This window comes from Liquorilactobacillus sucicola DSM 21376 = JCM 15457 (assembly GCF_000612445.1).
In the GTDB taxonomy this organism is placed as follows: Bacteria; Bacillota; Bacilli; order Lactobacillales; family Lactobacillaceae; genus Liquorilactobacillus; species Liquorilactobacillus sucicola.
The window spans coordinates 487,168-509,011 of record NZ_BALC01000001.1; the positions used below are offsets into that span (position 1 = coordinate 487,168).

At 34.2% G+C, this 21,844-nt stretch carries 23 protein-coding genes, 2 pseudogenes, 1 CRISPR repeat array and 1 riboswitch (1 of these 27 cut by a window edge); of the genes and pseudogenes, 4 read left to right on the top strand and 21 right to left on the bottom strand.

Annotated features, from left to right (window positions below; all coding sequences use genetic code 11):
- Positions 1-2,109: direct repeats of the CRISPR family, unit length 30 nt; unit sequence ATTTACATTCCTCTTAAGTTAAATAAATAC; it begins 623 nt to the left of the window's first position.
- 178 nt (positions 2,110-2,287) lie between these two features.
- The 18 genes and pseudogenes from cas2 to bioB form a co-directional block, all read right to left on the bottom strand.
- Complete coding sequence (gene cas2, locus JCM15457_RS02455) at positions 2,288-2,569, bottom strand: CRISPR-associated endonuclease Cas2 (protein ID WP_034987143.1); 282 nt, start codon at positions 2,567-2,569, stop codon at positions 2,288-2,290.
- 6 nt (positions 2,570-2,575) lie between these two features.
- Positions 2,576-3,565, bottom strand: a complete 990-nt coding sequence (cas1b, locus tag JCM15457_RS02460; protein WP_034987146.1) for a type I-B CRISPR-associated endonuclease Cas1b — start codon at positions 3,563-3,565, stop codon at positions 2,576-2,578.
- Between the two features lie 13 nt (positions 3,566-3,578).
- The gene (gene cas4, locus JCM15457_RS02465; RefSeq protein WP_034987517.1) at positions 3,579-4,070 is read right to left on the bottom strand and encodes a CRISPR-associated protein Cas4; all 492 of its coding nucleotides are present in this window, start codon (positions 4,068-4,070) and stop codon (positions 3,579-3,581) included.
- Between the two features lie 13 nt (positions 4,071-4,083).
- A complete protein-coding gene (gene cas3, locus JCM15457_RS11570; RefSeq protein ID WP_051993232.1) occupies positions 4,084-5,493 on the bottom strand; it encodes a CRISPR-associated helicase Cas3' in 1,410 nt (469 codons plus the stop codon).
- Entirely contained in the window at positions 5,490-6,377 is an 888-nt protein-coding gene (locus tag JCM15457_RS11575) for a CRISPR-associated endonuclease Cas3'' (RefSeq protein WP_051993233.1), read from the bottom strand. The genes cas3 and JCM15457_RS11575 overlap by 4 nt, the downstream gene beginning before the upstream one ends.
- Before the next feature lie 55 nt (positions 6,378-6,432).
- Positions 6,433-7,203, bottom strand: coding sequence for a CRISPR-associated protein Cas5 (cas5, locus tag JCM15457_RS02475; protein WP_034987148.1), 771 nt, complete (start codon positions 7,201-7,203; stop codon positions 6,433-6,435).
- Positions 7,190-7,669, bottom strand: coding sequence for a type I-B CRISPR-associated protein Cas7/Cst2/DevR (gene cas7i / locus JCM15457_RS12495; protein ID WP_369384601.1), 480 nt, complete (start codon positions 7,667-7,669; stop codon positions 7,190-7,192). Before cas7i (JCM15457_RS12495) ends, cas5 begins: the two co-directional genes overlap by 14 nt.
- Positions 7,636-8,082, bottom strand: a complete 447-nt coding sequence (gene cas7i, locus JCM15457_RS12500; RefSeq protein ID WP_268870093.1) for a type I-B CRISPR-associated protein Cas7/Cst2/DevR — start codon at positions 8,080-8,082, stop codon at positions 7,636-7,638. The genes cas7i (JCM15457_RS12495) and cas7i (JCM15457_RS12500) overlap by 34 nt, the downstream gene beginning before the upstream one ends.
- Positions 8,072-8,503: a hypothetical protein gene (locus JCM15457_RS02485; protein ID WP_034987150.1), complete on the bottom strand. Its 432-nt coding sequence runs from the start codon at positions 8,501-8,503 to the stop codon at positions 8,072-8,074. The genes cas7i (JCM15457_RS12500) and JCM15457_RS02485 overlap by 11 nt, the downstream gene beginning before the upstream one ends.
- Before the next feature lie 73 nt (positions 8,504-8,576).
- The gene (locus JCM15457_RS02490) at positions 8,577-9,806 is read right to left on the bottom strand and encodes a Cas8a1 family CRISPR/Cas system-associated protein (protein WP_034987152.1); all 1,230 of its coding nucleotides are present in this window, start codon (positions 9,804-9,806) and stop codon (positions 8,577-8,579) included.
- A 20-nt stretch (positions 9,807-9,826) separates the two neighbouring features.
- Complete coding sequence (cas6, locus tag JCM15457_RS02495; protein WP_034987153.1) at positions 9,827-10,561, bottom strand: CRISPR-associated endoribonuclease Cas6; 735 nt, start codon at positions 10,559-10,561, stop codon at positions 9,827-9,829.
- A 405-nt stretch (positions 10,562-10,966) separates the two neighbouring features.
- A complete protein-coding gene (locus JCM15457_RS02500; RefSeq protein WP_235725543.1) occupies positions 10,967-11,314 on the bottom strand; it encodes a fluoride efflux transporter FluC in 348 nt (115 codons plus the stop codon).
- 5 nt (positions 11,315-11,319) lie between these two features.
- Positions 11,320-11,715: a fluoride efflux transporter FluC gene (locus JCM15457_RS02505; RefSeq protein WP_034987156.1), complete on the bottom strand. Its 396-nt coding sequence runs from the start codon at positions 11,713-11,715 to the stop codon at positions 11,320-11,322.
- 98 nt (positions 11,716-11,813) lie between these two features.
- A riboswitch (Fluoride riboswitch) is annotated at positions 11,814-11,874 on the bottom strand.
- Between the two features lie 196 nt (positions 11,875-12,070).
- Complete coding sequence (locus tag JCM15457_RS02510) at positions 12,071-12,886, bottom strand: alpha/beta fold hydrolase (protein ID WP_034987157.1); 816 nt, start codon at positions 12,884-12,886, stop codon at positions 12,071-12,073.
- Between the two features lie 40 nt (positions 12,887-12,926).
- A complete protein-coding gene (locus JCM15457_RS02515) occupies positions 12,927-13,472 on the bottom strand; it encodes a GNAT family N-acetyltransferase (RefSeq protein WP_034987520.1) in 546 nt (181 codons plus the stop codon).
- A 60-nt stretch (positions 13,473-13,532) separates the two neighbouring features.
- Positions 13,533-13,976 (bottom strand): GNAT family N-acetyltransferase, encoded by a 444-nt coding sequence (locus JCM15457_RS02520; protein WP_034987159.1) that lies wholly within the window; start codon positions 13,974-13,976, stop codon positions 13,533-13,535.
- A 177-nt stretch (positions 13,977-14,153) separates the two neighbouring features.
- Positions 14,154-14,438: a hypothetical protein gene (locus JCM15457_RS02525; protein WP_034987160.1), complete on the bottom strand. Its 285-nt coding sequence runs from the start codon at positions 14,436-14,438 to the stop codon at positions 14,154-14,156.
- Positions 14,439-14,577: 139 nt separating this feature from the next.
- A pseudogene (bioB, locus tag JCM15457_RS02530) lies at positions 14,578-15,541 on the bottom strand (biotin synthase BioB).
- A gap of 170 nt (positions 15,542-15,711) precedes the next feature.
- Between bioB and JCM15457_RS02535 the strand changes: the two are divergent.
- The gene (locus tag JCM15457_RS02535) at positions 15,712-16,254 is read left to right on the top strand and encodes a biotin transporter BioY (RefSeq protein WP_034987161.1); all 543 of its coding nucleotides are present in this window, start codon (positions 15,712-15,714) and stop codon (positions 16,252-16,254) included.
- A 386-nt stretch (positions 16,255-16,640) separates the two neighbouring features.
- On the opposite strand, the gene JCM15457_RS12120 is transcribed toward JCM15457_RS02535, so the two are convergent.
- Both JCM15457_RS12120 and JCM15457_RS12125 read right to left on the bottom strand, forming a co-directional pair.
- A complete protein-coding gene (locus tag JCM15457_RS12120; protein WP_235725513.1) occupies positions 16,641-17,600 on the bottom strand; it encodes an MFS transporter in 960 nt (319 codons plus the stop codon).
- Positions 17,498-17,884: an MFS transporter gene (locus JCM15457_RS12125; RefSeq protein WP_051993235.1), complete on the bottom strand. Its 387-nt coding sequence runs from the start codon at positions 17,882-17,884 to the stop codon at positions 17,498-17,500. Before JCM15457_RS12125 ends, JCM15457_RS12120 begins: the two co-directional genes overlap by 103 nt.
- 97 nt (positions 17,885-17,981) lie before the next feature.
- Here JCM15457_RS12125 and JCM15457_RS02545 point away from each other — a divergent pair, with 97 nt between their 5' ends.
- A complete protein-coding gene (locus JCM15457_RS02545; RefSeq protein ID WP_051993236.1) occupies positions 17,982-18,869 on the top strand; it encodes a LysR family transcriptional regulator in 888 nt (295 codons plus the stop codon).
- A 395-nt stretch (positions 18,870-19,264) separates the two neighbouring features.
- Here JCM15457_RS02545 and JCM15457_RS02550 read toward each other — a convergent pair whose 3' ends face one another.
- A complete protein-coding gene (locus tag JCM15457_RS02550) occupies positions 19,265-20,218 on the bottom strand; it encodes a zinc-binding dehydrogenase (RefSeq protein WP_034987162.1) in 954 nt (317 codons plus the stop codon).
- A 236-nt stretch (positions 20,219-20,454) separates the two neighbouring features.
- Here JCM15457_RS02550 and JCM15457_RS02555 point away from each other — a divergent pair, with 236 nt between their 5' ends.
- On the top strand, positions 20,455-20,802 hold the full coding sequence (locus JCM15457_RS02555) for an ArsR/SmtB family transcription factor (protein WP_034987163.1): 348 nt from the start codon (positions 20,455-20,457) through the stop codon (positions 20,800-20,802).
- A gap of 46 nt (positions 20,803-20,848) precedes the next feature.
- Positions 20,849-21,414: pseudogene (locus JCM15457_RS02560) on the top strand (cadmium resistance transporter).
- Positions 21,415-21,844 lie beyond the last annotated feature (430 nt).

A 21,844-nucleotide genomic window follows, 5' to 3' on the forward strand; every position in this document is an offset into this window, starting at 1 on the left:
AGTTTGATCTGAATGGAACTTCGAATGGTTATTTGTATTTACATTCCTCTTAAGTTAAATAAATACTCTCTCGCTTCTAAAAGAAACTTCACTTTTTTTCTGATTTACATTCCTCTTAAGTTAAATAAATACACGCCACAAGATGCTACTTCTTGTGAGTCTGATTACATTTACATTCCTCTTAAGTTAAATAAATACGACGGGGGTAATAAATGGTATACCTTAACTACAGAATTTACATTCCTCTTAAGTTAAATAAATACCTCTAGCTCAGTTTCATACTAAAGCTAGTTATGTAATTTACATTCCTCTTAAGTTAAATAAATACATTAATGTTTACAATTATAAACAAGCCACCTATTCATTTACATTCCTCTTAAGTTAAATAAATACCTTATTGCTCCCTCGTTCCAAGTCAGCCTTATAACTATTTACATTCCTCTTAAGTTAAATAAATACGAAAAATAAATGAGCAGAGAAATCGAGTTTAGAGCGATTTACATTCCTCTTAAGTTAAATAAATACTGGTTTATCCGATCACGGCTATTTAGATTTAGCTAAATTTACATTCCTCTTAAGTTAAATAAATACGAGCTACTACCCTCGCTACCTAATCCATCAACAGATATTTACATTCCTCTTAAGTTAAATAAATACTGCAAATAGAGAAAGGCATTTGGTTTTGATGTTTCTATTTACATTCCTCTTAAGTTAAATAAATACTATCAGCAAACTCATCTAAGTCCTTGATGTCATATCTATTTACATTCCTCTTAAGTTAAATAAATACATGACCGAACTGAAAGAAAAAGAACATCACATGCATTTACATTCCTCTTAAGTTAAATAAATACGTCAGCACTGGAAATTTTGACAATCCGCAAAGAGGTATTTACATTCCTCTTAAGTTAAATAAATACATGATCGGCGCTGTGTTGAGCAAGTGGGCATACGAAATTTACATTCCTCTTAAGTTAAATAAATACATCATCACTGTTAAATGTGTAGCTTAAGCTTGTCATATTTACATTCCTCTTAAGTTAAATAAATACTGTTTTGAATACATCGCCGACGTTTATTTTTTTGATATTTACATTCCTCTTAAGTTAAATAAATACGATCTAGTTCATCGGTTACTTCAATTGATTGGTTAAATTTACATTCCTCTTAAGTTAAATAAATACGTATCTGGGCTTGTTCCTTTGAGTATTTTATAGTATGATTTACATTCCTCTTAAGTTAAATAAATACCACACTAGAGGTTAAGGGCAGAGAGTTCTATATAGAATTTACATTCCTCTTAAGTTAAATAAATACAGTACGATTAAGTTCGTGATAAAAGGCCTTAACATCATTTACATTCCTCTTAAGTTAAATAAATACCTGCCATGAGTTATTGGTTGAATTGCGTGTTCCTGTATTTACATTCCTCTTAAGTTAAATAAATACCAAATCATCTTTATAGAAACCTTTTTCTACTAAGAAATTTACATTCCTCTTAAGTTAAATAAATACGTTTACGCCCATTCCTGTTCCGATGTCATTATCAGATTTACATTCCTCTTAAGTTAAATAAATACCAATTTTGCCAGCCGTTGAAGCTCCGCTAGTTACTGATTTACATTCCTCTTAAGTTAAATAAATACGCCATATCTTTTCACCAACGCCTTTTTCGTTAAGCAATTTACATTCCTCTTAAGTTAAATAAATACCATGGCTGATTGGATTGCCAACTGTAGTTGTAGTTAATTTACATTCCTCTTAAGTTAAATAAATACAATTCAGCAGCGGCTACCTGCTCTTTAGTAGCAGCAATTTACATTCCTCTTAAGTTAAATAAATACATTAACTGGGTGCTTGATAAAGTTGGTGCTGATAAGATTTACATTCCTCTTAAGTTAAATAAATACAAGCAACCCATTTGCGGCAATCGCTGCAAAAATTTTATTTACATTCCTCTTAAGTTAAATAAATACTCTTCTTGATTGCTGGTATGCAAAGACCCGATGCTAATTTACATTCCTCTTAAGTTAAATAAATACGAGTGCGCTGGTAGGCTCGTCCAATAAAATATATTTAATTTACATTCCTCTTAAGTTAAATAAATACTCCGCATTCCAGAAACGTTGATATATCAGCTACTTTTGATTGTGTTTCTGTCGAAGTCTAAAAAAAAGATAGGAAAACACAATTGTTAGAATACATTCTAACAATAATCTCAACAAAATACTAGAAAAATCATATTTGTCGATCCTCCCTAATAATTGCGTTATACAATGTCGACAGACTAAAAAATATTAGAAGTATCTTCCGATTTATCCATTCCAATAAATTCTTTTATTAACCAGGTTTTATTTCTGTTTTTAAATAAAATAACCGAATCTCGATCATCCCTAATCCACTGGTTCAATTCAGTTGTTAACTGTTTGAGTTGAGAAACTGATAATTGTCCCTCAAATACAGATTTTTGAACGTGAGTTAAAAATTTTTTACATATTTTGAATACTCTTCTTGATACTCTGGCCCCTCGTTTGTCCGCTGCAATGTCATAAACTAAAATTACGTACATAAAATATCACCACCAAAGCTGGAAAGGTACGTATTCCTTTTCATCCATTAAATCTTTTATTAACTTGTAACATTCAAGTCTAATCATTCTTCGATAAGAGACCTTTCGACCAAGTGATCTATGCGTAACTGTTTTTTGAAGATATTCATCAAAAGCCTGTGTTACTTTTTTCATCGCACTAGATTTCATATAGCAATAATTAGAACCTGTTTCAAAGTCTGTTTCTTTAATAACGTTTCGGTTAATAAGTGAAAAAATAATGCGATCAACTAAAAGAGGTTTAAAAATTTCAGAAATATCTAAACATAATGAGAAGCGTCTTTCCATAGATGTATGTAAATAGCTAATCGTTGGATTTAACTGGCTTACATAAATTTCAGATAGGCACACGCTGTAGGCCATCATATTAAGAAACGATATTAAAGCATTTACCATATTATTAGGTGGTCTCCTAACTCTCTTGTCAAAATCTACATCTTTATTAAATATTTTTTGCCAGGCTCCGTAATAAATTCTATGAATATCACCCTCTATGCCCATTAACTCTGTAACAGATTCAGTTCTTGGTATTATTTTTTTTAAGGTCTCAATCTGATTAATCTCAGCAGTTAGTTTGCGATCCCTTCTTAAATAGTATTTTAGGTTTCGTAGACAATTATAGGTTGCACCTGATACAAATTTTTGAGCTAACCCGAGCCGTCGTTTTGCCTGTTCATATATTAAAACCTGTTTAATCAACAAAGTTCCAGAAACATTCTTTTCTCGAGGATAAAAAGTTCCAGTATAAAAACCATAATAATTAAAAAAATGAACTGGAATTTTTTTCTCAGATAAATAGTTTAAGCATTTTGTATTAGTTTGTACTTCGCCGAACAAAAAGATGTCACGTGCCACTTCGATCTTTATATCTTTGTACGCGCCGTCAGCTCGATTTAACCTGATAACATTATCTTTTCTTTTAAGTTCACCACTTGAAAATAAATAAAAACTTTCCATAAAGCACCTCTCTTTAACTATAACAATATTCAAAGTAAGCACATGATTTACAAATTTTACTATTTATTTTGTGCGGTGTTTGTTTTGCATATATTACAGATTCGATTTTTTTCAGTAAATTACGAATTTTTGTCTCGTCTTCCTTCGTCAATTGAAATTCAAACCGTTCTTTGATTTTGGGGTAATCCAGGATACCTTTCTCAATTTCAATTCCTCTTTGCTTCAAATAATACATGTAATATTTCAACTGCCACTCAGCGGATTTTTCAATTGATTTAGTCTTTTTAATTTCATGAATAACTTTCCAGCTCTCTATCATGTCAATATTTACTACATTATCTAACATGATGTGCTTTTCATTTCGATTATAACTATTTTCATCCAATATTTTTCCCAGACGAACTCGCTCACTTTCATCTTCAAATTTGAGTTCATGGCAAAATAACCAAAGCTTACGTTGGCATACAAAGTAATAATTAACCATATTTCCACTAATTCTAGTCATTAAGCAGATCCTTTCAAAAAAAATTACTACTTTCATCTTTTTTTAAGTCAATTAATTTTAAGTTTAAGCCCTTTTTTTCATCGTATTCAAATGAGTTTGGGAGTATTTTGATCGATTTAAATTTACTTAGCTGTACTTCTGAAATATCTCTATGTTCTTTCGACAAATTAAAAATAATATACCCCGGCACTTGGACAGTTAGGTCATCAATCTGATTAAATAAGTCCAGCCTTCTCATTCTTATTCTAGAATACTGATCTCGATCGTATTTTAAATTCGCTAATTCCTTAAATAACGCTATATTATCTTTGTACACATTCTCCGGAATCATTTCAAAACTGTCAATATCACGAAATCGTGAAATGGTATCTTGTAAAGTATGACCATCATTTTCACTAGCTCTGATATAGTCAATTGATTTTTTTACTTGTGCTAAATAATTACTTTCTTTCAACGTCTCAGTGTTATAACAGTTATCAATCAAATTAAGTTTCTCTTCCTCGGAGATCGGACCATCAAGATTAGCCAATGCATTCTTAGAAAGTTTAAACATGGTGTAATCATAAATGGAGTTATTAGCAAATCCATTTTCTTTTTTGATTCCACTGGGCATTCTAGTTCCACCATCAAAAACAAATATGTTGTATTTGCCATTGAAGTTTCTTTTTCTGTAACAACGTCCCATTCTTTGAAAGAGGCTATTTAATTCTGATAGTTCTGTATATAAAACATCAAAGTCAATATCTAGCGAAGCCTCAACAACTTGAGTTCCAATCCAAATGCCCGATTCAACGTTATTTGTTTTTCCAAAATTTAGAATTTCTGCTTCTATCTTTGCTCTATCCCGTTTGATAAACCTACTGTGAATTAGATGCAGTTTTCCTGTTAATGCTTTATTTTCTTGGAGCAGATCATCGTAAATCTTAATAGCCTGATTAACTGTATTACAGATAACTAACACCTTGTTATTATTGAAACTATCGAGAATAGAAATTTTATTGAGCTCTCCATGACAAATTTTTAATGAATGCCTGTGAGCAAGAGTGTCATCTAGAAAAGGTTTTTCAGGTGATTTAAATTGCAATTTATTTTCCTTGAATAAATCAAGTATGAACGGTGACAAAGTTGCTGTAACAATTGCAAATTTGCCACCAGCTTCTTGAATCATTGACAAGCCAACAATCAAATAAGCTAATAAGTCTGCAGAATACATTTGAATTTCATCTATAACAACTTTGGAATAGCTAAGAGTAGCTAATTTGTACTCATAACCCCGATAACGATACACCATATTAAAAATTTGATCTAAAGTCGTTATGGTCAATGGCAAAGACCATTTCTTTGTTTCGTTAATATAGGTATCAAAATCTTCAAGTCTTAATTTATCTTGATATTCTTGATCGGCAAATAAAACTTTAGTCATATCAGAATGTAGTATCCTACGTGTGACCGATAATCAGCATTTTTAGGAACAATATCTCTCTTGATTCTTTGAAAAATTCCATTAATCGCAGCCTTTAAAGGTAGAGTATAAAACCCCTTATCTTCACCAATCCATTTTAAGCTCGCTTCGGTTTTACCGATACCTGTCTGTGCGACAACAACAACATTTTCTACTGAATTCTTTTCCATCCATTTCTGAACAGCATTCCATTTTGCATTTGGGTCATGCTCTTTCCAGTTGACCATTAAATTGTTATTTAGAGATTCCTTTAGAAAAGGTCCAGCTGGTTCTTCAACTTCATAGTGTCCAGACGCAGCGTAGTCTATTCGGTTAAGCAATCCTTTAATTTTTACATATAATGGGTACCATGTCTTTGAAGTATTAGGTCTATATCCTAATTTGAAATATCTTTTTCTGATTTCTGGTGGAATTACAGGTTTGATATCAAGACCTTTAAAGTTAAACTTTAGTGCTTGTTCTTCAAGTAATTCGACTTCTTGAGGATAGTAATTTTCAAGGTTTTCAAAATTTCTTTCATGATGATATGCAATTGCATAAGAAAGTGCAATAAGCTCATCTTTTGAAAATGATTCTGATAATCTATCTATCGGAAGCAAGCAAACACTTAGTAAAGCATGTGGTATCTCATGATCTTCCATAATATGTCGGTTCTTAGAAACTTTGTCTTGAAATTTTTTATTCATTTTTCCCAAATCATGGTATAAACATGCTAGCAATAATAATTCTGCTTCTTCCTTTTTTAATGAATTAGGATAATACTTCCTCAATTTTTCGAATTGCTTTTTCAAATTTAGAGTATGCTGAATAATCGTTTCTCCATCTGATTTTGCTAAAAAGTCCATTTTGTACCTCTATTCAAAAATTAAAGTTTTCGCTTATTTTTCCTTAAAACCAGAGCTAGACAATAAAAACGAAGTCACCTTCTGAATCTATTAAATACCTTTCATGCTTGAAAAAAGTAAAATTAGTATATAGCACCTCATGTTTTTCCCACTTACGTACTACTTTACCTCTTCCTAAATCGTTTAAAGTATAAACCTTATTTAATCTATATCTCGTACCAGTCTGTAACGATGTTTGGTGTGTATCCTCATGAGAATCTTCTTCAATCTCTCCGATGGGTATATATGCCGCCCAATTTTTTCTAACTGAAATTTTTCCTGGCGTTGCAAATTCTCCACTATTCACATCTTTTTCAAGTTTTTTTTCTAACAACTCAACGATTTCAACATTTTCAAATACTGCCAAGTCCTCACGTCTTCCTAAATTAGGAAACTCACGAGGTGTTTTCAAAGACTTATAAATAAATTCAACCTCATCCTGATTTTCAGGGACTATATGTAAAACTAAATTCACATCTACAAGCAGTTGTACATTGCCAATACCACGGCCTATGCCCATTCCTTCAGCATTAAGTTGGTGTCTACTTGCGTTATATTTCGTGCCATTGTTGAATTCATAACGAGTATATAAATCATTTGTTGTTGAGGCATGAGAGCCTTGGACACTAACTTTCATCGGATGATAGCTATTATAATTGCATAAATAGTGAATCATACCGATTACAGTTGAAAAGGGTGGTAATGGATAACTTTCCCTAAATTCATAACTAATTGGAATTTTATAATTAACGGTTTGTTGATAAACTTTTAACTTAATTGCCCTCATAATAATCAGCTACTTTCGCTTTTAAACCTTCTATAACTTGAGCTACAGGCTGCGCATCCAATTTTTCTTTAATCTCGCTGTCATTTGCAAAATAATCTTCAATATAGCCAACGAACGTTTCTTTTTTTAATGCAGGGGTCAAAGACTTAACAAGCGAATCAACCTTGATAGCATTTTTTTCAACTTTAACGATATTCTCAAACAATGGATTCTTGATATCATATACACCACCGATTATAAAAAGTGGTTTTAAATCTTCTCGACGCCCACGGATATCCCTGTACAAATAAGCAATTGTATCAAGAAGTTTTGTAACACGGCGACTTTTTTCACTATTTTCAAGTTCTGTTCCATCATTTACATCAATTCCAATTTGATCTAAGTCAGCAGTAAGTGTGTAACAATAATAAGATGAGTGAATTTCAGAATTAGCTAAACTATTTTTAATACTATTATCCCTGTTGATTGTCGAATGCGACTAGCCAATCCCATGTTTGTTAGAAAATCGGTATCACCAGCGAAAGGTTCTTGACTAACTGCATTAGACAAGCGTACTTTGGCAGAGCGAATATTAGAATTGTTTCCCTTTTCCGTCTTCATATAGCCGAAAAAGTCAATTTCAGGGTAATCTTTAATGGAGGCTGATTTGCTAAACTGTATTACCTTTTTATCACCAGAACCTTCAGCACTCAATTCTGCCTCTGTTTCTCCAAGTTGCTGAACAATATTGTATCTAAGTGCCTGTCGAGAAATATAAGTATATTGATATCCGTTTCCACGAGTCAGTTTTTTTAACGAAGTTACATTTCCTAAACTTTCTCCATAGTTAGCGCTACTTGCCTCAAAAATAATTGTTACAGTCAATCCCTTACTTTTCATCTTGAACTCCTCTTTCCTCTTCTTTAGAAATTAAGCCAGCTACAAAAGCGTAGCCTAACTGGTTAAATTCTTCTGGTTTTCCCATTTGTTGAACAAACTCAGTTGGTACAATTTTTTGTTGATATAAGTAACAATTGAGCAACTTGTTCATAAATGTTTCCTGGTTTTGAATTTTTAATGCTTGTAAAAGTTGATATGCTAAAGTCTTTGCTTTATTAGGATTTGCTTTATATCCCTTAGCAATTTCCATTCCTTTTCTTCGGATTTTCGATAATAACTTACTATCCAATATCATCACTCCCATCTCATTAAATAACAGCGTGTTTATTTCTACAACGTATAAAATTTGTGTTGCTGTAATGTAAATATCTTGTTTATTTGAAATTTTTAAAAGTAATATATCATTCAATAAACTATTCATATTAGTTTGCTCAAGAGACGCCTAATAATTTCATCATAGATTGAAAAGTACTTTATCCCACGATACCCAGGAATCAAGGCTTTATTGAGGCACTTAATAGAGTTACCTTCCTTTCTCCATTGATTTTTATTTCTTCAGCTTTTTTTAAAACATTAGCAGCAATTTCAGGAATAAGACTAAAATAATAATGTTTATCTTTACGGTTAACTACCTGTGAATTTGCAAGTGTATATTGACTAGATTTGTTGATTTCTTGACTGAATGTATCATAGAAGGCACGCCATGGTGAAACGTTACCTGTCACCTTAAACGCTTCTGTTAAGTTATACAAAATTCCGTTATTTGCATCACGCAAGTTATTAAGTATTTGCCCCGTATAGTTTACAAAGATACCGTGATTACCAGCTAAATTATAGGCAAATCCAGCTGGAACTGCCGAGTACATCAATCGGCATACTGGACACAAAAATTGATCCGACTGGAACTTGTACGCGTTACTATTTTTCTTCCCATAGTCGTAACCCATCCCGTTTAAAAACGAATATCCTGAACCCTCTTTTGATTTCATTTTTCTACCACAAGTCGTACAGCTTAGCTTATCTTTTTCGTGGTTTTCTAATAAGAAATCAATTACTGGTTGTACAAAGTATTCGCGATAGTCTTGATAAAGGTCGACAATTTTGCTTTGACTATTTAGAAAAGAAATACCATCCCAACCCTTATTTACGTAATGGTAGACCAGGTTTTTTGCTAAGAAATAATGCTTACAGGTATCATTAGCAAAATACTGCACAACTTTCTTCAATTCTTCGAAGAGCATTTTGAGTTCTTTTTCCAAATTGTCTTCGTCATTTTTCCAGCGCTTTTTCTTACTAAGCTTCTTGAATAAATTCATTGTATTATCTAGGTAGTCTTCAATCGGAACTTCCGGATGCGCAAGAGCGCGCATTCGCTTATAACTACCAGATTTTACAAAATATTTAACATTATTATTAAACCATTTGACATACACTTCATAATCTTTATAATTGTAATTTTTTAAGCCTACATCTAGTGTCGCTTCAATTTTTGGTAGCCAATTAATTATTTGTTGATAACGTGTGTATCGCCCATATACATTAATAAAAAAATTAAAAAAATTGTTGTCGATTGTCTTAAGTGAACTTGTTTTTATTAATAATTTATCGTTCTTGATGGCATAATCTTCATTATTTAAAATTCTGGTTAAACCAATAATTCCCGCATTTTCCAACCAACTTTCCATATGAAACTCGATTGTTTCAGGTAAGGCTGCTATATTCATTAGAATTCACCTCTTTGATATTAATTAGTAATCATGCCAAAACCAGAGCCGCACTTAGTGCCTAAACCAATTCTTTTTATCAAGTTCAGTAACATAGGATCCCCTCTCAATATGAAGGATCCTTTTGTTGCTTCAACAAATAAGCCAAAATTTCGAGAAACGACCTTTTTAACCTTAACTGGTTCAAATTCGAGCGCATCAACCATTTTTAAAAATGACTTACTATATTCTCCACGTAAACGGCTTTTCATATTTATACGTAATGTTTCATTAAAAATTTCTGCATTATCTTCCCTATAAGATAAAAAAGTCTTTTGATTTTGACGAATAACGATAGGTGATAGCGTTCTAAAATATTCCTCGTTCGTAGTGATAATCGTCTCCTTAATTAATTCAATTTTCTCAAAAATGACTGTATTAGTACCATCGAAATGCAAATTGTCTTGCTGTTTCAGCCATACAAAGGAATTATAGAAATAAATAGCCATCGGTCCATCATCTACGCTGAAATTCAATATACATTTTTGGCCTTCCCCTAATTCAATACGTTCTTTTTTAAAAGATGCACTATCTTTAAAAAAAAGACTGAAAGTAAAGTTTTTAGGGGTATTTTTATTATAGAGCTCTTCAAAAAGTTGAGTATTTATATTCGATAACCCCAATTTAATCAAAGAAAGGATGGCTGGACTGTAATCCATAGCAATAGTTGTATGGTTGTTTCCTGAGTTGAACTTTAATTCTATACTTAATCTCATTTAGTTCACCTCCCTTCATAGCATCGCAGTTTAAAAAGACTAGTTGTTTTAGTAGCTTTTGTTTATTTCATCTTCCATGTGTAGCTATAAATATCTTTGATTAATTACTCTTTATAATTTAGAAATAAATGATTTGAATTTGTTACCGTTATCCTTCACCTTTAGAAATTGGTAAGTTACTTTTTAATTAGTCATTTGATTATCAAAAAATTATACAAATAAAATTGTTCAGTTACTTTTTCTAGATATTCTTTCGAATAGTCCTTAATATTACTTGTCAGCATTGTGATACCCATCAATTTAGCCAGTTCCTATGTATTGCGGTATGTAATCATAAATAATTCCGTTGCAACCTAAAATAAAAATACAGCTTATTTATTTTAAATTAGCATAATGAAATTTTTTTTACAAGTTAGTGCTTGTTATGAAATAACCGAGGACAAAAAAACAAAAACCGCCCATATAACTGAAAACCATATAACTAATTCCTGTATGAGGATGTTTATTGTTAAATTGTCCTACTAATTCGGAGTTTAAAGTTGAAAAGGTTGTAAATCCGCCTATGACACCCGTACCAAGGAAAAGAAAATAGTTTTTCCCAAGACCGGTGCCAAACATAAGACCTAACAAAAATGAACCGCTTAGATTAATTAAAAAAGTCGCTAAAGGCCAGTTGCTTTTAAAAAGTTTTTTTATCTTTAGAGTTATTTTAAATCGAATTAACGAGCCCAGAGCTGCTCCTAAACCTATCACATATATCAATTTGCAGCCCCCATTCTGTTTCCTAGGCGGTTTCCCACAAATGCCCCCAAGAAAGCAAGTGTTAGCCCACCAAAGATGCTTATGCTTAAGTAAAATAACAGATATTTTGCCGTTGCTTCATTAAGCAATAACATTTTAAAAATATCAAGATTAAAACTTGAAAAAGTTGTAAATGATCCAATGAATCCGGTACTTAAGCCAATTGTTAACCATTCAGCAAGGTTTTTGAAAGATATAAAAAAGTATGTCAAAAAAGCTAGCAAAAAAGATCCGCTAAGATTGACCAAGATGGTACCGTTAAAGTTAAACCATGTGCTGCATAAATAACGCAGAATCCCGCCCCAAAATCCAAAAAATAAAACACTTAAATTATTTGCCCAGTCTTTCCTCATTTGTGTTAACTCCCTTTTAGAGAATGTATTTGTGTTCATCGTATTTAGGATAAAAAGAAACGTAATTTTAGTAAAAATAAAGACACCTACCCCCGTTCAAGAAGGTAGGTGTCATCAATCTTACGATAATTATACGCGAACACCATCACGTTTATTACAATGAAATTGTGGCACACAGTTAACAGATTGTCAACAATAGCTGCGGCGAGCACTTAATGTTTTTTGAAAGCCCATCAACTTCTTCTCAACTGGGGTTTGTACATGGTCGGCATTATTTATATTACTTTGCTATCTAAGGCAAGTGGATAATTATGGCAAAATAATGCTATACATAAGTAATGTAGCTGTTTTCATATTAGATAGCCTGTTTAAAAAAATATTTAACACAGGTTGCAAAAAGCTCAGGTTGGTCTAAAGGTAGATTATGACCCGCATCTTCCAAAATCAATAAGTTGCTTGTTTTGAAGTTTTGTGCCAGAGTAGCCTGTTCTTTGTAACCCACAACATGATCATGTTTACCCATGAGAAAGAACACGGGTGTCTCTGAATGCCACTTTTTGATATTTTTTTCGTTTGCTAGTTCGTAATATTTGTAATTATCAGCCTGCAGCTGATTAATAAAATTAAAATCGCATTTCTTCAGTCCAACTACGATCTCAGCGAGATACTTTTTCCATGTCAAATTATTAACAATAACATTCATTTTAATAAAATCCGGTGTATATTTGTTCTCTTTGGCAGCATCGAATTCTTGGTTTTTGATGTTTAAATGTTTTGCAGTTATTCGGTTGATGGGGTTTGCAGTAACAACCGGACAAGATAGAAAGAGGCTGGTTACCTGGGTAGGGCATGCGTGCGCAATGCCTAATGCCAAGTATCCGCCATAGGAGTGTCCGCAAATGCTAAAGTGAACAATTTTTAAGGCCTTAATAAATTTTAACAATAAATTCAATAAGAAATCACTGCTTGGTCGGGGCTCACTAAAAGAACTGCTTTCTCCCATACCGGGTAAATCAATGTAAATTTGTCGATATGCACGCCGATCGAGCAGCTGACTGTAGTTTTTTTTCATGAAATTCAGATCTAAACATAAACCGTGAAGAAAAATAACTGGGTGTCCTTGTCCAATTATCTCATAATGAATTTTCACTCCGTCTATTATTTTTTGCATCAATTATTCCTCTTCTCAAAGACCCAATTTTTACTCAACCTCAATTGGTGCCTGCTTTGGTGTTTTCCCATTCAGCTCGCAAGGTTCCATACTTGACTGAGTCCCAATATTTGTTCTTATAATAGCGTACTTGTCGTACCTCGGCTTCTTTTTTTAAACCGAGTTTTTCAGCTAACCCAATCATACGATAGTTACCGGACCAAGTTGTCAGCCCAATATGTGGAAGGTTCGTGCGCATAAACATTTCATCAATCCACAATGAAAGTGCTCGGAAACCAACATGTTGCTGCCATTTTGTCTGATCATAAAGCACTATTCCAATATCAAGCCATTTTTTTAAGGCACCGTCTTCATAATAGGCCGAAACCATCCCAATCATCTTACCTTCAAGTAAGATGACTTTCTTTAATGGATTGTCTATATAATCCCCCATCGCGCGCCCAGCCAAAAAATCTTTTTTTGTGGGCAGTTTATCATGGAAGTAAGGTCCGTTCCATTTTGTCCATTCTGCATTTTCATCACTAAATGCAAGTTTCCAAAATTCCGCTGCATCTTTGTGTTGTAGCACACGAAGCTCAATACGCATCATGCTGCACACTCCCTTAGTAATTATTAAAGTTAAGTATCAAAAACATTTGACCTAATGCTATAAAATACGATCAAAATAACTAATATCCGTTCGTTTTTGGTATCCACAATGTTCCCAGAAACCAATTCCCAGCTCGTTATTATTCATAACGCAGACAGAGATTTTTCTAATGCCGACTTTATTCAGATTCAAAGAGACTAGATCTAAGAGCTTCTTTGCCACTTGTAACCCACGAAATTCTTCATCTACGGCCAGATGATAAATCTTGCCCCTTCTTCCATCAGTCGCTCCCATAATTGTACCAATGATTTTTTTGTTAGCTTCAGCTATGTAGCAAAGATCATGATTGAACCTTAGCAAGCGACTGATTTCAGCCAGACTATCATCTGCCTCTCTCAAGTGCATTCCAGGAGTTCTCTCCCAAAGTGAATAAGCCTGCTTATAATCATAACTGGTCATCTTACGAATTTTAATCTGTGATGAATTATTTGCTGTTGCCATTAGTAGTGGCCTCCTTTTGTATAAACAAGAAGGTGGACCAAAAAGTTAATTTTGCCCCACCTCGCTAGTACAAACTATGCATCATGTGTGTTACCACTTTTAACACACATTCTTTACTATTAAATTAACTCAGCATGTCTGACAACTATTAGCGCACCTTTAATCATAGACTGTCCACTACTGCTCCAAACAAGACTTAACAACAATGATTTCGCTATCGGTCAATGCTTTCAATTCGTGTTTCTCGTTGGGCTGAAGCCTGACAACAATTCCAGGTTTAATCTCTTCTCTAAAATTTTCGCCTGCAAAAACAACATTTCCCTTAACTGGAACGACAACAACTGTATATGGGACATGATGAGCACGGATTTCCTTACCCTTAGGAATGATTAAATCTGTGATAATTTGTTTGTCTGATTCGAAGATATTGCCGATTTTGTTGTTTCCTTGGTATTTTTTCATCTGACCTTACTCCCATTTAATATTACAATTAGCAACGTAGTCTGAACTTTGTCGCTTAAGGTTGAAAAAAGTAAGCATTTGGCAAAATAATGTGTTCTTTTAACATTCCCCACATCTAACCAGTATTTTAGCATTTTAATCAGCTGTTTTCTATGTCTAAAGCTAAATTTTCAAGAAGGTCTAGATCCACATTTTTGTTCTCTCCTTCTTCTGTCAAATAATCACCCAGAAAAGTTGAGTTTACCAGTAGAAGAGCCATTGGCTGCAAGAAATTAAAATGCTTTTCACGTCCAGCGCTTAGGCGAAGCTCTTTATTAGGGAAAATAAAACGCATCATGGTCATTATTTTTAGACATTTAAGCGGAGTTAATTCATTTTTCCCTTCTAATGGTGTACCTTCAATAGCTAGCAAAAAATTAACGGGGATTGAAAAGGGATTTCTACTCTTTAAATCAAAAGCGAGTTCGACTAGTTCTTCATCTGTTTCACCCATACCGCAAATAAAACCAGAACAAACATCAATCTGATGCTCATTAACTCTTTCAAGAGTTGCACACCTGTCGTCATAGTTGTGCGTAGTTGCAATTTTGCGATAATTCTCTCTAGGCGTATTTAAATTGTGATTTATCCGATCTATTCCGGCGTTTTTGAGCTGTGCTAGCTGTTTGTCATCCACGAAACCGGCAGATAGACAAATCTCAAGTCCAAGCCTGCTTTTAATAGTTGGAATAATCTCACACAGTTGATTAACTTCTCTTTTAGATGGTTTCGTTCCGCTAAGTGCAATACAAAAGACACTTGCATGATTTTTTTTAGCCAGAATTGCCTTTTTTAAAATTACAGCATTTGGCACTAACCCGTATTTTTCGATGTCCTCTTTGCTTCGCCGTGACTGTGCGCAATAACCGCAGTCCTCATTGCAAATACCTTGTTTGGCGCTTAACAAAACATTTAATCTTAGAGAATTTTGCGTCACTTGATTCTTTAGGTAGACAGCTGCTGCAAAAAATTGACCACCAGTCTTCCTTGCTATGTAGAATGTTGAGTGCCTCTTCTTCAGTAATTTCTCTGTTACCAGCTAAAATATCTTGAGCTAATGTCATGTAATTCAATTTTTATGCTCCTTCTGTTAACAATGATTTGTACAGTAGTTAACAATAAAATAATTGCACATAAAGCATAAAAAAACAAGGATTTGTTAACTTGATTTGACATAAAGGTTAACAAAGATGTATTGTTTAACTCGTAATTATTTATATTTAGGAGGTTTGTTATGAAGATAAGGACTATAACTCAAGTTGCTTTAATGACAGCTATTTTAATTATTTTGGGATTAATTCCTGGGATTCCTGTAGGATTTATCCCGGTGCCAATTGTTTTGCAAAACCTAGGTGTTATGCTTGCGGGTGCATTACTAGGCTCTAAGAAAGGAACTTTAGCAGTTTTCTCACTGCTTGTTTTAGTTGCTTTGGGATGCCCTTTCCTACCTGGTGGTCGCGGCGGTATTGCGGTTTTTATTGGCCCTTCCGGCGGATATCTGCTTAGTTATTTACTCTGTCCTTTAATTATGGGCAAGTCATTAAAATTGTTTTCAAGTAGAAAAATGCTGGTTGATTTTGCTATCATTTGGATTGTCGGAGTTGTTTTTATCAATGTATGCGGAGCTATCGGGCTGACCGTATTAACGGGAATGCCTTTGCTAAAAGCTTTATTGTCTGTCCTAGTGTTTATTCCTGGTGACACAATCAAGTCGGTTGCAGCAGTACTTGTGTTCGAAAAATTAAGAGCCAATGCAGCTTTTAGAAGCAGTATCTAACGTTGGTCTCTTATGCGCTATAAAATACTATTTTTACTATGATTAATTCGCATTTAACTGTAAGAAGTGTTAATTATATAAAAAACACAAGATTTAATCCAATGAACTTGGTAAAAAAATGTGTCTTATAAATCTGAAAAAAGTTTTTATCTTTCTAGGTGGTACAAAGTCGGTATTTGATCGGCGCTGTGCCGCCTATTTTTGCTTTAATTTATAATAAGTTTATTCTATCAGCCAAGTATACTAGGAGATCTTTTCCTATATAAAAATCCCTAGTTAGGCAAACTCTAATTATTCACCTGACTAGGGATTCAAATGCTATTTTTGTAAAACTTCATCCTGTTTTTGCTGATAGTTGTGTTATTTTAAATAGTGTTACGTAAACTTTACTTGATATTGCTCTTGGATAATTTAATATCAGCTCTAGTTGGAGTCTTTTGGATGAATATTGAGAATAGCAAGCCAGCAGCCTCTAGTAGAACGATAAACAGAAACATACTGTGATAACCCAACTTGGCAGCAACAATACTGCCAAACATAACACCCAAGACATTGCCTAGGGCCTGAAAAGTCTGGTTATAGCTGAAAATTCTTCCCAGAGCTTGTGGCTTGGTCTCCCTTGTGAGCAAAGATTGAACAGCTGGCAAAAGGGCTGCGATAGAAAAACCAGTCAAAAAGCGCAGTCCAGCAAATAGCCAGATGTGTGTGGCAAACCCTTGGATGAGGTACGTCAACATTCCGAGAGAAAAAGCATATAAAAGCACTTTCTTTTGTCCCCATTCATCCCCTAAATGGCCTAAAGCTGCAGCTGAGATAACAGTTGCTATCCCCGGCAGTGCAGAAATAATACCACTAATTAATGCTAATGAACTATTATTGTGCAGCATGGTACTCAAATAAAGACTCAGCATAGGATTCACAGCATTATTTGTTGCCTGGATCAGCATGGTGATGAAAAAGGCAAGCAACAAATTATGCGGATTCATTTGTTCCAAAATGGTTTGCTTGATTCCAGCGACTTTTTCTGTTTTTTTTAAAGGTTTGAAATTTTCCTGAACAAAATACCAACTTAGTCCAAAAACGATCAACAATAGCAAACTAGCAATTAAAAAAGTAACCCGAAATCCAAAAAAAGTTGCCAAAACTCCGCCTGCGATCGGACCACAGAGCAATCCAGCAGTATCGCCTGTTGCAAGTGTGCCTAAGGCAGCCCCGCTTTGCTGTCGTGGGGCTGCCGCGGCGATTATCGATTCAGAGTTATTGACATATCCGGAAAAAAACCTTGAATTGTCCGTGCAACCAGAATAACCCCCACATTGGGTGCAACCGAAATTAGAAAACAGCAAAATGCTAAGCCGCCGGAGGCACGAAGCAACATAACTTTGTGACCACTCCGATCGGAAATTTTTCCCCACCACGGAGAAGCGATTGCCTTCACTAAGAAAGTAATTGAAAAGGCAGCTCCTGTCAGAAGGTTTATCTGACCGTTTGAATATTGCCCTAGTGTTTTTAGGAAAAGCGGCATAATTGGAACAATTATTGAAATTGCACCTTCTGAAATAAATGTACCAAACCAAAGAACTCTCAGATTGCGATGCCAATCGCGTGATTTTGAATCAATAACCTTCACCTTCTATTAATTTATTTAATAGGTAGATTCTATTATAATAGGAAAATGATAGTCAAATACACAAGTCATATAACTTTTATTAATAGGAGAGATACAGATGAATATCAAAGATTTGAATTACTTTCAGCATTTAATCAAAACTCAAAGCTATACACAGACTGCCAAGTACTTTCATGTTAGTCAGCCTACGATCACACAAGCAATTAAACGCTTAGAGAATAACTTGAATACAAAATTAGTCTTGTTTCATCCACATTCTGCCTCACTAACTTTGACCCCCAGTGGACAACAGCTACTTCTGACTGCGCATAAAATTTTAACTGCATGGGAACAAGGATTAACGACGATTGAGCGGTTGCGTAAAAATACTGCTTATCTTGGAATTGAACCTACGATCAGCAGTCGTTATTTTCCTTCCATTGCGCAAAAACTACTTTCAGCTGGCTTATTAAAACATGTTCATGTGGTAGAAGCAGGTTCTAAACAACTTACGCGCGACGTTCTAAAAGGTAAGCTGGATCTAGCTCTTAGTGGCAGTTCGGCACAGGACATTACCCCTGAACTTTCAATCGAACCATTAAAAAAATTATCATTTCATCTCTTACTGTCCGCTAAGCATCCGCTAGCACATAAAGAACCGTCATTTGCGCAAGCATTAAGATACCCATTTGTTATTCTAAATAATTCTTATTTAAATAATGCTGTTTTTTATGATTTGGTGCAACAAACGAATTTGAAACCAAATATTCTTTTTGAGAGTGCCAGTACATATATGATCAGCCAGTTAGTGAATGACAGTGAAACGATTGGCTTTGCTTCAGAACTAGCTTCGTCTACACTCAATGAGGATTTGAAACTGCTACCGATTACAGGCGTAAACTTACCTAAGTTGCATATTAGTTTGATTCAACCACGGGGACAGCAACAAACAACCCTGCTGAGTTCTGTTATGACAGCTGTCATAGATGCTATTCAAGAAGTGTAGTTTTAATCACAAAAAAATGAACTGCTTAGTTGCCTTTAATTTCAAAGCAGCAAACAGCTCGTTCTTTTACACTGTGACATTTATCTTCAATTTTTGTACTAATATTTTGTTCATTAGTCAGGATAGAAAGTTGCTACTTTTTTAATTATTCCCACCCTACTTTCAGCCCTGTCTTCTTGTTCTGCGTGGTATCAACAAAAACTGTTCATGTTTTAATCTTAGCAGCATGAATAAACGACTCGTTCTTCAAAAATATTCCACTCTACTTACTATTTGACGCTCTTTGAATGGTTAATTGATTAACATGTTTATAGTTTTGAATTTTCCTTATATGTTATATGTGAATTGACAAAAGCTGCTACAGCGGCAAATGAATATTCTCTTATTATCTTTAACTAATCGCATTGCATTAGAATTTTACCATTGCTTTGACCTGATTCAAGTAAGTCGTAGGCCTTTTTTCCTTCTGCTAGGGGAAACACTCGTGGTTTATTGATCTTTATTTTTCCGTCAACAAAGTAAGCAGCTAACCTGTTGAAACGTGTCTGTCGCTCGTCCTGACTGGTAAGGTAGTCCCAAAGGTCTCCGGTCATAATACTTTTAGAATGTGCAAGCAGTTTTACCATATCAACTTTAGCTGGATCACCACCGGCCATTCCAAAAAAAATCACTTTTCCTTTGTGTTTAGTAAGCTTAATACTTTGCTCCAAAGTTTTACCAACACCATCAAAAACCGTTTCGAATTTATTGTTTAACTTGCCAGTACCATTATCCGTACGTAAGTAGACTGCCGTTGCGCCCTGTTCTAAGGCCAATTTTTGTTTCTTTTCAGAAGAAGTTGCACCATATACTTTCACACCATCAGCAACTAGCATTTGAAGAAGAATCTGACCAACACCACCGCTAATTCCTTGAATGAAGACATTATCATTTTTTTTGTTTTTTGCAAGATCATGTGCTAAAAAGTCAGCAGTCAGACCCTGCAGACCGATTGCGGCAGCTGTTTCTTCATTGAGCTTTGTCGGCAGCTTTATTACTTTATCAGTCGGAACAGTCACTAGTTCAGCATTCGCAAAGGGAACATCAACAAAAAGCACTTTATCACCAAGTGCGAGACCACTGCTGCTTTTTCCGAGTTTGACAACTGTTCCAAAGCCTTCATAACCGTTGATATATGGATCATGTTCTTCAATATGATAATTGCCTCTGCGCCTATAAATGTCTGCAAAATTCAATCCAATATATTTTGTTTTTACTAAAATCTCGTTGGCTTTCACCTCTGGATTATCTAAAACACCAAACTGCAGTACAGAGTTATCCCCAAAATGTTCAAAGTACAATGCTTTCATTTAGCATCCTCTTTTCCAAAAATATAGTCAGTAATATCGTAATTGTATCGGTAACTGCAAGGCTAATCAAGCAGATATCATCACTTAGGTGTGTTAGTAAAGAACACAATTATTCATTCTTAGGCATGAGTAACGTCAAAAATATGCTAGTGATGGCAATTTTGGCAGTAATGTTCCTTATATGTTATTATTAACATATGTAAAGAATGACATGTGTTTCGGAAGGAGGTGCCTTTTTGAATAAGTTAAGCTCCGATAACCTCAAACTTGCATTGATTGATAAACTCCATTTAAAAGAATCAGAATTGATATTGAAACTACTAAGTAACCCAACACGTTTACAAATGCTCAATCTTTTAGAACAGCAGGAATTAAACGTCAGTGAGTTAGGTAAGGTGTTGCAGATGGAGCAATCTGTCATTTCACATCATTTAGCCACATTGCGCAAGCATCGGTTAGTTAGTACAAAAAGAATCGGTAAAACAGTTTATTATCGGTTAGATGACCCGCACATTTTAGATGTGATATACAAAGTTCTAGAGCATGCGGACCATGTAATTCGTGGCAAAGCACACGGATATTAAGCTGATTGAGCATATAAACTTTATAATAAAATAAAGAGGTTTTTTTATGAATTATGGAATTTTGACGGTAACTTTTTTGAGTGTTAATTTGGACTTTTTTTTTCATGTTGCTTTTTTTTATTGAAAAAGTACAGATTTATTGATGTGCTTGCTGGATATCTGATAGGAATCTTGCTTCTCCTAGTGATAAGCTACTGCAGTGGAAGAATACTGACCTCTTTTTTACCAGAATGGATTTTAGGCGTGCTGGGTATTTTGCCGATATATCTAGCACTTCATGATGATACCGATGATGATATTGCCAAAAAAAGCCACTCGCCGATACTGAATGTCCTACTAACTTATCTAGCGGTTTGTGCGGGATGTAATCTAGCAATTTTTTTGCCTGTTTTAGTGGGTGTGAGCTACATGCACTTTGGACTAACACTGTTATTTATTGGAGTACTAACTATTCTAGCAGTAATTACAGTTGATCTTATAACTAATATTTCTGCTGTCACGTCCATTATGAGATTGCATGGTGCAAGTCTGATGAAAATTTGTTATATAGGTATTGGTTGCTATGTATTTTGGGATAGTGGGTTAATTGCTCATTTATCTGTTTTATTCTAACGAGAGGAAGCTTTAAAATCTGTAAAAATAGTATTTGTGTTTAAAAGGATATTTTTGATCAAATAGGCGACAATTAATAAAGTCAGGACTTTTGAGTGAGGGCCGCAGAAAAGCTTACTGATTTTTAAAGTGAATTTGATTTGAAGCTAAGTTCATGTACGAGCAAAGCCGATTTTCGTTTCAACGGCACTTTTTTTAGGATAGTCTTGAAGCAACTTCGTGATAATTGTGACCGTACATTCTTTTGAAAATAGCGTGCCATATGACTTCTGCCTAAACCTGCACTGATAATAATCATTTTTTAATTCTGTATAAGCCTCCTTAATGTTTAAGTTAAAGAAACTATTAAGTAAAATTCAAATCCCTGAAAAATTATTTTATTTTCATTCGCAAAACAACAGCATTGACCATGAAAGCTCTGTTTAGCTCA